General features: G+C 54.4%; 1 protein-coding gene (running past one end of the window). It reads left to right on the forward strand.

The window, feature by feature from the left end; all coding sequences use genetic code 11:
- Positions 1 to 15,612: the 5' portion of an Ig-like domain-containing protein gene (locus AC21OG_RS08605; protein ID WP_491185034.1), read on the forward strand. It continues 11,412 nt past the right edge of the window; 15,612 of the gene's 27,024 nt are visible here — the first part of the coding sequence; its start codon is at positions 1 to 3; the stop codon falls past the right edge of the window.

The raw sequence follows: 15,612 nt of genomic DNA on the forward strand, positions 1-15,612 counted from the left end.
ATGAAAACTATTATTGTAAAAGTAAATAACGCTACCCAAACTGTTGCCGAGCATACCGTTGTTACTAAAGATGGTAAGCCTACCGTCATTAAAGCGGTTCAAAATGTAAACTATGAATTATTCGATCAGTCTATAGATCGTGCACCGACTCATATCGTGACAAAGCGTGTGGGCAAAGACTTACATGTATCTTTTGAAGATGAGGGCCAAGAGAGCGACTTAATCATTGAAGGTTTTTATAATGATTCGGATAGCGCATTAATTGGTATAGCCGAAAATGGTGAATATTACTATTACATTCCTGATTCAGGTGAGATAGCTGACTATGTTACTGAATTACAAGTAGGTGACCTTGAAGGTCAAGCACTAGGTGGGGAAGAGCAGGTAGCTCCCTGGTGGGTAGGGGCCTCAGGAACCGAAGGATTTAATGCACTGCCTTGGTTAGTGGGTCTTGCAGGATTAGGTATCGTGGGTGCAGCTTTGGCAGGTAGTAGTGATGACAATGATAATGATAATACGCCTCCTGCTAAGGACACCACTCCACCAGCTGCGCCAGACGTGATTGCCAATGACGATGGCTCAGTGACAGTCACCCCAGCGGATGATGCCACTAGCGCCACAATCTCTTACACCGACGAAGCGGGTAACCCACAAACCGTTGAACTTGTCAAAGATCCAGAAACCGGAGAGTGGGCACCAGCGGATGGCAGCACCTTACCAGAAGGGGTAAGCGTTGACCCAGCCACAGGGGAAACCAGCCTACCTGCAGACGCTGTCAAAGATGGTACGCCAGTTAACGCGACCAACAGTGATGACGCGGGTAATGAATCGAGCGGTAGTGTTAACGCAGGAGATGACGTAGACACCACTCCACCAGCCACCCCAATCGTTGACGCCAATGACGACGGTTCAGTGACAGTCACCCCAGCGGATGATGCCACTAGCGCCGCAGTAACGTACACCGACGAAGCAGGTAACCCACAAACGGTTGAACTTGTTAAAGATCCAGAAACTGGCAATTGGGCACCAGCGGATAGCACCACACTGCCAGAAGGCGTGAGTGTTGACCCAGCCACAGGGGAAACCAGCATACCAGCAGACGCTGTCAAAGATGAGACACCTGTCACCGCAACCAACAGTGATGAGGCGGGTAACGAATCGACTGGCGAAGCCACCTCAGGTAGCGAGACGCCAGTGGACAGCACAGCGCCAGACGCACCAACCGCTGCCGTATCAGAAGACGGCACCACCGTTACTGGGCAAGCTGAGCCAGGTTCTACAGTAAGCATCAAAGATGCCGATGGTAACGAGATTGCGACCACAACTGCTGATGACAACGGCGACTATACCGCTGAATTAGATCAACCACTCACCAATGGTGAAACGGTGACTGCTGATGCCACAGACGCTGATGGCAACACCTCACCTGCAACCGAAGCGACTGCACCTGACAGCACAGCGCCAGACGCACCAACCGCTGCCGTATCAGAAGACGGCACCACCGTTACTGGGCAAGCTGAGCCAGGTTCTACAGTAAGCATCAAAGATGCCGATGGTAACGAGATTGCGACCACAACTGCTGATGACAACGGCGACTATACCGCTGAATTAGATCAACCACTCACCAATGGTGAAACGGTGACTGCTGATGCCACAGACGCTGATGGCAACACCTCACCTGCAACCGAAGCGACTGCACCTGACAGCACAGCGCCAGACGCACCAACCGCTGCCGTATCAGAAGACGGCACCACCGTTACTGGACAAGCTGAGCCAGGTTCTACAGTAAGCATCAAAGATGCCGATGGCAACGAGATTGCGACCACAACCGCTGATGACAACGGCGACTATACCGCTGAATTAGATCAACCACTCACCAATGGTGAAACGGTGACTGCTGATGCCACAGACGCTGATGGCAACACCTCACCTGCAACCGAAGCGACTGCACCTGATGGTGATGCACCTGCTTCACCATCTGCTGCCGTATCAGAAGACGGCACCACCGTTACTGGGCAAGCTGAGCCAGGTTCTACAGTAAGCATCAAAGATGCCGATGGTAACGAGATTGCGACCACAACTGCTGATGACAACGGCGACTATACCGCTGAATTAGATCAACCACTCACCAATGGTGAAACGGTGACTGCTGATGCCACAGACGCTGATGGCAACACCTCACCTGCAACCGAAGCGACTGCACCTGACAGCACAGCGCCAGACGCACCAACCGCTGCCGTATCAGAAGACGGCACCACCGTTACTGGGCAAGCTGAGCCAGGTTCTACAGTCAGCATCAAAGATGCCGATGGTAACGAGATTGCGACCACAACTGCTGATGACAACGGCGACTATACCGCTGAATTAGATCAACCACTCACCAATGGTGAAACGGTGACTGCTGATGCCACAGACGCTGATGGCAACACCTCACCTGCAACCGAAGCGACTGCACCTGACAGCACAGCGCCAGACGCACCAACCGCTGCCGTATCAGAAGACGGCACCACCGTTACTGGGCAAGCTGAGCCAGGTTCTACAGTAAGCATCAAAGATGCCGATGGTAACGAGATTGCGACCACAACTGCTGATGACAACGGCGACTATACCGCTGAATTAGATCAACCACTCACCAATGGTGAAACGGTGACTGCCGATGCCACAGACGCGGATGGCAACACCTCACCTGCAACCGAAGCGACTGCACCTGACAGCACAGCGCCAGACGCACCAACCGCTGCCGTATCAGAAGACGGCACCACCGTTACTGGGCAAGCTGAGCCAGGTTCTACAGTAAGCATCAAAGATGCCGATGGTAACGAGATTGCGACCACAACTGCTGATGACAACGGCGACTATACCGCTGAATTAGATCAACCACTCACCAATGGTGAAACGGTGACTGCTGATGCCACAGACGCTGATGGCAACACCTCACCTGCAACCGAAGCGACTGCACCTGACAGCACAGCGCCAGACGCACCAACCGCTGCCGTATCAGAAGACGGCACCACCGTTACTGGGCAAGCTGAGCCAGGTTCTACAGTCAGCATCAAAGATGCCGATGGTAACGAGATTGCGACCACAACTGCTGATGACAACGGCGACTATACCGCTGAATTAGATCAACCACTCACCAATGGTGAAACGGTGACTGCCGATGCCACAGACGCTGATGGCAACACCTCACCTGCAACCGAAGCGACTGCACCTGATGGTGATGCACCTGCTTCACCATCTGCTGCCGTATCAGAAGACGGCACCACCGTTACTGGGCAAGCTGAGCCAGGTTCTACAGTCAGCATCAAAGATGCCGATGGTAACGAGATTGCGACCACAACTGCTGATGACAACGGCGACTATACCGCTGAATTAGATCAACCACTCACCAATGGTGAAACGGTGACTGCTGATGCCACAGACGCTGATGGCAACACCTCACCTGCAACCGAAGCGACTGCACCTGACAGCACAGCGCCAGACGCACCAACCGCTGCCGTATCAGAAGACGGCACCACCGTTACTGGACAAGCTGAGCCAGGTTCTACAGTCAGCATCAAAGATGCCGATGGTAACGAGATTGCGACCACAACTGCTGATGACAACGGCGACTATACCGCTGAATTAGATCAACCACTCACCAATGGTGAAACGGTGACTGCCGATGCCACAGACGCTGATGGCAACACCTCACCTGCAACCGAAGCGACTGCACCTGATGGTGATGCACCTGCTTCACCATCTGCTGCCGTATCAGAAGACGGCACCACCGTTACTGGGCAAGCTGAGCCAGGTTCTACAGTAAGCATCAAAGATGCCGATGGTAACGAGATTGCGACCACAACTGCTGATGACAACGGCGACTATACCGCTGAATTAGATCAACCACTCACCAATGGTGAAACGGTGACTGCTGATGCCACAGACGCTGATGGCAACACCTCACCTGCAACCGAAGCGACTGCACCTGACAGCACAGCGCCAGACGCACCAACCGCTGCCGTATCAGAAGACGGCACCACCGTTACTGGGCAAGCTGAGCCAGGTTCTACAGTAAGCATCAAAGATGCCGATGGTAACGAGATTGCGACCACAACTGCTGATGACAACGGCGACTATACCGCTGAATTAGATCAACCACTCACCAATGGTGAAACGGTGACTGCTGATGCCACAGACGCTGATGGCAACACCTCACCTGCAACCGAAGCGACTGCACCTGACAGCACAGCGCCAGACGCACCAACCGCTGCCGTATCAGAAGACGGCACCACCGTTACTGGGCAAGCTGAGCCAGGTTCTACAGTCAGCATCAAAGATGCCGATGGTAACGAGATTGCGACCACAACCGCTGATGACAACGGCGACTATACCGCTGAATTAGATCAACCACTCACCAATGGTGAAACGGTGACTGCTGATGCCACAGACGCTGATGGCAACACCTCACCTGCAACCGAAGCGACTGCACCTGACAGCACAGCGCCAGACGCACCAACCGCTGCCGTATCAGAAGACGGCACCACCGTTACTGGGCAAGCTGAGCCAGGTTCTACAGTAAGCATCAAAGATGCCGATGGTAACGAGATTGCGACCACAACCGCTGATGACAACGGCGACTATACCGCTGAATTAGATCAACCACTCACCAATGGTGAAACGGTGACTGCTGATGCCACAGACGCTGATGGCAATACCTCACCTGCAACCGAAGCGACTGCACCTGACAGCACAGCGCCAGACGCACCAACCGCTGCCGTATCAGAAGACGGCACCACCGTTACTGGGCAAGCTGAGCCAGGTTCTACAGTCAGCATCAAAGATGCCGATGGTAACGAGATTGCGACCACAACTGCTGATGACAACGGCGACTATACCGCTGAATTAGATCAACCACTCACCAATGGTGAAACGGTGACTGCTGATGCCACAGACGCTGATGGCAACACCTCACCTGCAACCGAAGCGACTGCACCTGACAGCACAGCGCCAGACGCACCAACCGCTGCCGTATCAGAAGACGGCACCACCGTTACTGGGCAAGCTGAGCCAGGTTCTACAGTAAGCATCAAAGATGCCGATGGTAACGAGATTGCGACCACAACTGCTGATGACAACGGCGACTATACCGCTGAATTAGATCAACCACTCACCAATGGTGAAACGGTGACTGCTGATGCCACAGACGCTGATGGCAACACCTCACCTGCAACCGAAGCGACTGCACCTGACAGCACAGCGCCAGACGCACCAACCGCTGCCGTATCAGAAGACGGCACCACCGTTACTGGACAAGCTGAGCCAGGTTCTACAGTAAGCATCAAAGATGCCGATGGCAACGAGATTGCGACCACAACCGCTGATGACAACGGCGACTATACCGCTGAATTAGATCAACCACTCACCAATGGTGAAACGGTGACTGCTGATGCCACAGACGCTGATGGCAACACCTCACCTGCAACCGAAGCGACTGCACCTGATGGTGATGCACCTGCTTCACCATCTGCTGCCGTATCAGAAGACGGCACCACCGTTACTGGGCAAGCTGAGCCAGGTTCTACAGTAAGCATCAAAGATGCCGATGGTAACGAGATTGCGACCACAACTGCTGATGACAACGGCGACTATACCGCTGAATTAGATCAACCACTCACCAATGGTGAAACGGTGACTGCTGATGCCACAGACGCTGATGGCAACACCTCACCTGCAACCGAAGCGACTGCACCTGACAGCACAGCGCCAGACGCACCAACCGCTGCCGTATCAGAAGACGGCACCACCGTTACTGGGCAAGCTGAGCCAGGTTCTACAGTAAGCATCAAAGATGCCGATGGTAACGAGATTGCGACCACAACTGCTGATGACAACGGCGACTATACCGCTGAATTAGATCAACCACTCACCAATGGTGAAACGGTGACTGCTGATGCCACAGACGCTGATGGCAATACCTCACCTGCAACCGAAGCGACTGCACCTGACAGCACAGCGCCAGACGCACCAACCGCTGCCGTATCAGAAGACGGCACCACCGTTACTGGGCAAGCTGAGCCAGGTTCTACAGTAAGCATCAAAGATGCCGATGGTAACGAGATTGCGACCACAACCGCTGATGACAACGGCGACTATACCGCTGAATTAGATCAACCACTCACCAATGGTGAAACGGTGACTGCTGATGCCACAGACGCTGATGGCAACACCTCACCTGCAACCGAAGCGACTGCACCTGACAGCACAGCGCCAGACGCACCAACCGCTGCCGTATCAGAAGACGGCACCACCGTTACTGGGCAAGCTGAGCCAGGTTCTACAGTCAGCATCAAAGATGCCGATGGTAACGAGATTGCGACCACAACTGCTGATGACAACGGCGACTATACCGCTGAATTAGATCAACCACTCACCAATGGTGAAACGGTGACTGCTGATGCCACAGACGCTGATGGCAACACCTCACCTGCAACCGAAGCGACTGCACCTGACAGCACAGCGCCAGACGCACCAACCGCTGCCGTATCAGAAGACGGCACCACCGTTACTGGGCAAGCTGAGCCAGGTTCTACAGTAAGCATCAAAGATGCCGATGGTAACGAGATTGCGACCACAACTGCTGATGACAACGGCGACTATACCGCTGAATTAGATCAACCACTCACCAATGGTGAAACGGTGACTGCTGATGCCACAGACGCGGATGGCAACACCTCACCTGCAACCGAAGCGACTGCACCTGACAGCACAGCGCCAGACGCACCAACCGCTGCCGTATCAGAAGACGGCACCACCGTTACTGGGCAAGCTGAGCCAGGTTCTACAGTAAGCATCAAAGATGCCGATGGTAACGAGATTGCGACCACAACTGCTGATGACAACGGCGACTATACCGCTGAATTAGATCAACCACTCACCAATGGTGAAACGGTGACTGCTGATGCCACAGACGCTGATGGCAACACCTCACCTGCAACCGAAGCGACTGCACCTGATGGTGATGCACCTGCTTCACCATCTGCTGCCGTATCAGAAGACGGCACCACCGTTACTGGGCAAGCTGAGCCAGGTTCTACAGTAAGCATCAAAGATGCCGATGGTAACGAGATTGCGACCACAACCGCTGATGACAACGGCGACTATACCGCTGAATTAGATCAACCACTCACCAATGGTGAAACGGTGACTGCTGATGCCACAGACGCTGATGGCAACACCTCACCTGCAACCGAAGCGACTGCACCTGACAGCACAGCGCCAGACGCACCAACCGCTGCCGTATCAGAAGACGGCACCACCGTTACTGGGCAAGCTGAGCCAGGTTCTACAGTCAGCATCAAAGATGCCGATGGTAACGAGATTGCGACCACAACTGCTGATGACAACGGCGACTATACCGCTGAATTAGATCAACCACTCACCAATGGTGAAACGGTGACTGCTGATGCCACAGACGCTGATGGCAACACCTCACCTGCAACCGAAGCGACTGCACCTGACAGCACAGCGCCAGACGCACCAACCGCTGCCGTATCAGAAGACGGCACCACCGTTACTGGGCAAGCTGAGCCAGGTTCTACAGTCAGCATCAAAGATGCCGATGGTAACGAGATTGCGACCACAACTGCTGATGACAACGGCGACTATACCGCTGAATTAGATCAACCACTCACCAATGGTGAAACGGTGACTGCTGATGCCACAGACGCTGATGGCAACACCTCACCTGCAACCGAAGCGACTGCACCTGACAGCACAGCGCCAGACGCACCAACCGCTGCCGTATCAGAAGACGGCACCACCGTTACTGGGCAAGCTGAGCCAGGTTCTACAGTCAGCATCAAAGATGCCGATGGTAACGAGATTGCGACCACAACTGCTGATGACAACGGCGACTATACCGCTGAATTAGATCAACCACTCACCAATGGTGAAACGGTGACTGCTGATGCCACAGACGCGGATGGCAACACCTCACCTGCAACCGAAGCGACTGCACCTGACAGCACAGCGCCAGACGCACCAACCGCTGCCGTATCAGAAGACGGCACCACCGTTACTGGGCAAGCTGAGCCAGGTTCTACAGTAAGCATCAAAGATGCCGATGGTAACGAGATTGCGACCACAACTGCTGATGACAACGGCGACTATACCGCTGAATTAGATCAACCACTCACCAATGGTGAAACGGTGACTGCTGATGCCACAGACGCTGATGGCAATACCTCACCTGCAACCGAAGCGACTGCACCTGACAGCACAGCGCCAGACGCACCAACCGCTGCCGTATCAGAAGACGGCACCACCGTTACTGGGCAAGCTGAGCCAGGTTCTACAGTAAGCATCAAAGATGCCGATGGTAACGAGATTGCGACCACAACCGCTGATGACAACGGCGACTATACCGCTGAATTAGATCAACCACTCACCAATGGTGAAACGGTGACTGCTGATGCCACAGACGCTGATGGCAACACCTCACCTGCAACCGAAGCGACTGCACCTGACAGCACAGCGCCAGACGCACCAACCGCTGCCGTATCAGAAGACGGCACCACCGTTACTGGGCAAGCTGAGCCAGGTTCTACAGTCAGCATCAAAGATGCCGATGGTAACGAGATTGCGACCACAACTGCTGATGACAACGGCGACTATACCGCTGAATTAGATCAACCACTCACCAATGGTGAAACGGTGACTGCTGATGCCACAGACGCTGATGGCAACACCTCACCTGCAACCGAAGCGACTGCACCTGACAGCACAGCGCCAGACGCACCAACCGCTGCCGTATCAGAAGACGGCACCACCGTTACTGGGCAAGCTGAGCCAGGTTCTACAGTCAGCATCAAAGATGCCGATGGTAACGAGATTGCGACCACAACTGCTGATGACAACGGCGACTATACCGCTGAATTAGATCAACCACTCACCAATGGTGAAACGGTGACTGCTGATGCCACAGACGCGGATGGCAACACCTCACCTGCAACCGAAGCGACTGCACCTGACAGCACAGCGCCAGACGCACCAACCGCTGCCGTATCAGAAGACGGCACCACCGTTACTGGGCAAGCTGAGCCAGGTTCTACAGTAAGCATCAAAGATGCCGATGGTAACGAGATTGCGACCACAACTGCTGATGACAACGGCGACTATACCGCTGAATTAGATCAACCACTCACCAATGGTGAAACGGTGACTGCTGATGCCACAGACGCTGATGGCAATACCTCACCTGCAACCGAAGCGACTGCACCTGACAGCACAGCGCCAGACGCACCAACCGCTGCCGTATCAGAAGACGGCACCACCGTTACTGGGCAAGCTGAGCCAGGTTCTACAGTAAGCATCAAAGATGCCGATGGTAACGAGATTGCGACCACAACCGCTGATGACAACGGCGACTATACCGCTGAATTAGATCAACCACTCACCAATGGTGAAACGGTGACTGCTGATGCCACAGACGCTGATGGCAACACCTCACCTGCAACCGAAGCGACTGCACCTGATGGTGATGCACCTGCTTCACCATCTGCTGCCGTATCAGAAGACGGCACCACCGTTACTGGGCAAGCTGAGCCAGGTTCTACAGTAAGCATCAAAGATGCCGATGGTAACGAGATTGCGACCACAACTGCTGATGACAACGGCGACTATACCGCTGAATTAGATCAACCACTCACCAATGGTGAAACGGTGACTGCTGATGCCACAGACGCTGATGGCAACACCTCACCTGCAACCGAAGCGACTGCACCTGACAGCACAGCGCCAGACGCACCAACCGCTGCCGTATCAGAAGACGGCACCACCGTTACTGGGCAAGCTGAGCCAGGTTCTACAGTAAGCATCAAAGATGCCGATGGTAACGAGATTGCGACCACAACTGCTGATGACAACGGCGACTATACCGCTGAATTAGATCAACCACTCACCAATGGTGAAACGGTGACTGCTGATGCCACAGACGCTGATGGCAATACCTCACCTGCAACCGAAGCGACTGCACCTGACAGCACAGCGCCAGACGCACCAACCGCTGCCGTATCAGAAGACGGCACCACCGTTACTGGGCAAGCTGAGCCAGGTTCTACAGTAAGCATCAAAGATGCCGATGGTAACGAGATTGCGACCACAACCGCTGATGACAACGGCGACTATACCGCTGAATTAGATCAACCACTCACCAATGGTGAAACGGTGACTGCTGATGCCACAGACGCTGATGGCAACACCTCACCTGCAACCGAAGCGACTGCACCTGACAGCACAGCGCCAGACGCACCAACTTACATAACTGTTGGTAACGATGATGAGTTCATTACAAGCGATGAGATTGATGAAAACGGTCAAGTTGATGTGGTCGTTGGTCTACCAGATGACACCAAACTTGGCGATATCGTTGTGGTCAATGGTAAAGAGCAGAGCGTTACTCAGCAAGATATAGACAATGGTGAGGTGAGCGTTAAAGTTGATGCGCCAGCAGAAGGTGAAGCGCTTAAAGTTAACGCATCAATCAAAGATTCTGCGGGAAATGAATCACCCAAAGTTACTGAAAATGTGGGTAGCGTTGATGCAGTTAATGGTGCGATCACCGCCACGGTCACCGCAGATGATGCCGCTGATACGGTCACTGTTGCAGGTAACACCACGGATGTGGCGCCAAATCAACAAGTGAGCGTGACCTTAACGGATGCGCTGGGTAATACGGCGACCGGTACGGCCACAGTAGACGCTGATGGCAACTATAATACCGGTGCAATTGACACCTCAGGACTGGTTGATGGCACCATCACCGCAGATGTGACGGCGACAGACAACAATGGTGAGAGTGTGTCGGTTACTGAAACCACCACCATGGATGCCACTGAAGCGGCGATCACCGCCACGGTCACCGCAGATGATGCCGCTGATACGGTCACTGTTGCAGGTAACACCACGGATGTGGCGCCAAATCAACAAGTGAGCGTGACCTTAACGGATGCGCTGGGTAATACGGCGACCGGTACGGCCACAGTAGACGCTGATGGCAACTATAATACCGGTGCAATTGACACCTCAGGACTGGTTGATGGCACCATCACCGCAGATGTGACGGCGACAGACAACAATGGTGAGAGTGTGTCGGTTACTGAAACCACCACCATGGATGCCACTGAAGCGGCGATCACCGCCACGGTCACCGCAGATGATGCCGCTGATACGGTCACTGTTGCAGGTAACACCACGGATGTGGCGCCAAATCAACAAGTGAGCGTGACCTTAACGGATGCGCTGGGTAATACGGCGACCGGTACGGCCACAGTAGACGCTGATGGCAACTATAATACCGGTGCAATTGACACCTCAGGACTGGTTGATGGCACCATCACCGCAGATGTGACGGCGACAGACAACAATGGTGAGAGTGTGTCGGTTACTGAAACCACCACCATGGATGCCACTGAAGCGGCGATCACCGCCACGGTCACCGCAGATGATGCCGCTGATACGGTCACTGTTGCAGGTAACACCACGGATGTGGCGCCAAATCAACAAGTGAGCGTGACCTTAACGGATGCGCTGGGTAATACGGCGACCGGTACGGCCACAGTAGACGCTGATGGCAACTATAATACCGGTGCAATTGACACCTCAGGACTGGTTGATGGCACCATCACCGCAGATGTGACGGCGACAGACAACAATGGTGAGAGTGTGTCGGTTACTGAAACCACCACCATGGATGCCACTGAAGCGGCGATCACCGCCACGGTCACCGCAGATGATGCCGCTGATACGGTCACTGTTGCAGGTAACACCACGGATGTGGCGCCAAATCAACAAGTGAGCGTGACCTTAACGGATGCGCTGGGTAATACGGCGACCGGTACGGCCACAGTAGACGCTGATGGCAACTATAATACCGGTGCAATTGACACCTCAGGACTGGTTGATGGCACCATCACCGCAGATGTGACGGCGACAGACAACAATGGTGAGAGTGTGTCGGTTACTGAAACCACCACCATGGATGCCACTGAAGCGGCGATCACCGCCACGGTCACCGCAGATGATGCCGCTGATACGGTCACTGTTGCAGGTAACACCACGGATGTGGCGCCAAATCAACAAGTGAGCGTGACCTTAACGGATGCGCTGGGTAATACGGCGACCGGTACGGCCACAGTAGACGCTGATGGCAACTATAATACCGGTGCAATTGACACCTCAGGACTGGTTGATGGCACCATCACCGCAGATGTGACGGCGACAGACAACAATGGTGAGAGTGTGTCGGTTACTGAAACCACCACCATGGATGCCACTGAAGCGGCGATCACCGCCACGGTCACCGCAGATGATGCCGCTGATACGGTCACTGTTGCAGGTAACACCACGGATGTGGCGCCAAATCAACAAGTGAGCGTGACCTTAACGGATGCGCTGGGTAATACGGCGACCGGTACGGCCACAGTAGACGCTGATGGCAACTATAATACCGGTGCAATTGACACCTCAGGACTGGTTGATGGCACCATCACCGCAGATGTGACGGCGACAGACAACAATGGTGAGAGTGTGTCGGTTACTGAAACCACCACCATGGATGCCACTGAAGCGGCGATCACCGCCACGGTCACCGCAGATGATGCCGCTGATACGGTCACTGTTGCAGGTAACACCACGGATGTGGCGCCAAATCAACAAGTGAGCGTGACCTTAACGGATGCGCTGGGTAATACGGCGACCGGTACGGCCACAGTAGACGCTGATGGCAACTATAATACCGGTGCAATTGACACCTCAGGACTGGTTGATGGCACCATCACCGCAGATGTGACGGCGACAGACAACAATGGTGAGAGTGTGTCGGTTACTGAAACCACCACCATGGATGCCACTGAAGCGGCGATCACCGCCACGGTCACCGCAGATGATGCCGCTGATACGGTCACTGTTGCAGGTAACACCACGGATGTGGCGCCAAATCAACAAGTGAGCGTGACCTTAACGGATGCGCTGGGTAATACGGCGACCGGTACGGCCACAGTAGACGCTGATGGCAACTATAATACCGGTGCAATTGACACCTCAGGACTGGTTGATGGCACCATCACCGCAGATGTGACGGCGACAGACAACAATGGTGAGAGTGTGTCGGTTACTGAAACCACCACCATGGATGCCACTGAAGCGGCGATCACCGCCACGGTCACCGCAGATGATGCCGCTGATACGGTCACTGTTGCAGGTAACACCACGGATGTGGCGCCAAATCAACAAGTGAGCGTGACCTTAACGGATGCGCTGGGTAATACGGCGACCGGTACGGCCACAGTAGACGCTGATGGCAACTATAATACCGGTGCAATTGACACCTCAGGACTGGTTGATGGCACCATCACCGCAGATGTGACGGCGACAGACAACAATGGTGAGAGTGTGTCGGTTACTGAAACCACCACCATGGATGCCACTGAAGCGGCGATCACCGCCACGGTCACCGCAGATGATGCCGCTGATACGGTCACTGTTGCAGGTAACACCACGGATGTGGCGCCAAATCAACAAGTGAGCGTGACCTTAACGGATGCGCTGGGTAATACGGCGACCGGTACGGCCACAGTAGACGCTGATGGCAACTATAATACCGGTGCAATTGACACCTCAGGACTGGTTGATGGCACCATCACCGCAGATGTGACGGCGACAGACAACAATGGTGAGAGTGTGTCGGTTACTGAAACCACCACCATGGATGCCACTGAAGCGGCGATCACCGCCACGGTCACCGCAGATGATGCCGCTGATACGGTCACTGTTGCAGGTAACACCACGGATGTGGCGCCAAATCAACAAGTGAGCGTGACCTTAACGGATGCGCTGGGTAATACGGCGACCGGTACGGCCACAGTAGACGCTGATGGCAACTATAATACCGGTGCAATTGACACCTCAGGACTGGTTGATGGCACCATCACCGCAGATGTGACGGCGACAGACAACAATGGTGAGAGTGTGTCGGTTACTGAAACCACCACCATGGATGCCACTGAAGCGGCGATCACCGCCACGGTCACCGCAGATGATGCCGCTGATACGGTCACTGTTGCAGGTAACACCACGGATGTGGCGCCAAATCAACAAGTGAGCGTGACCTTAACGGATGCGCTGGGTAATACGGCGACCGGTACGGCCACAGTAGACGCTGATGGCAACTATAATACCGGTGCAATTGACACCTCAGGACTGGTTGATGGCACCATCACCGCAGATGTGACGGCGACAGACAACAATGGTGAGAGTGTGTCGGTTACTGAAACCACCACCATGGATGCCACTGAAGCGGCGATCACCGCCACGGTCACCGCAGATGATGCCGCTGATACGGTCACTGTTGCAGGTAACACCACGGATGTGGCGCCAAATCAACAAGTGAGCGTGACCTTAACGGATGCGCTGGGTAATACGGCGACCGGTACGGCCACAGTAGACGCTGATGGCAACTATAATACCGGTGCAATTGACACCTCAGGACTGGTTGATGGCACCATCACCGCAGATGTGACGGCGACAGACAACAATGGTGAGAGTGTGTCGGTTACTGAAACCACCACCATGGATGCCACTGAAGCGGCGATCACCGCCACGGTCACCGCAGATGATGCCGCTGATACGGTCACTGTTGCAGGTAACACCACGGATGTGGCGCCAAATCAACAAGTGAGCGTGACCTTAACGGATGCGCTGGGTAATACGGCGACCGGTACGGCCACAGTAGACGCTGATGGCAACTATAATACCGGTGCAATTGACACCTCAGGACTGGTTGATGGCACCATCACCGCAGATGTGACGGCGACAGACAACAATGGTGAGAGTGTGTCGGTTACTGAAACCACCACCATGGATGCCACTGAAGCGGCGATCACCGCCACGGTCACCGCAGATGATGCCGCTGATACGGTCACTGTTGCAGGTAACACCACGGATGTGGCGCCAAATCAACAAGTGAGCGTGACCTTAACGGATGCGCTGGGTAATACGGCGACCGGTACGGCCACAGTAGACGCTGATGGCAACTATAATACCGGTGCAATTGACACCTCAGGACTGGTTGATGGCACCATCACCGCAGATGTGACGGCGACAGACAACAATGGTGAGAGTGTGTCGGTTACTGAAACCACCACCATGGATGCCACTGAAGCGGCGATCACCGCCACGGTCACCGCAGATGATGCCGCTGATACGGTCACTGTTGCAGGTAACACCACGGATGTGGCGCCAAATCAACAAGTGAGCGTGACCTTAACGGATGCGCTGGGTAATACGGCGACCGGTACGGCCACAGTAGACGCTGATGGCAACTATAATACCGGTGCAATTGACACCTCAGGACTGGTTGATGGCACCATCACCGCAGATGTGACGGCGACAGACAACAATGGTGAGAGTGTGTCGGTTACTGAAACCACCACCATGGATGCCACTGAAGCGGCGATCACCGCCACGGTCACCGCAGATGATGCCGCTGATACGGTCACTGTTGCAGGTAACACCACGGATGTGGCGCCAAATCAACAAGTGAGCGTGACCTTAACGGATGCGCTGGGTAATACG

This window comes from Psychrobacter sp. CX5 (assembly GCF_057621535.2).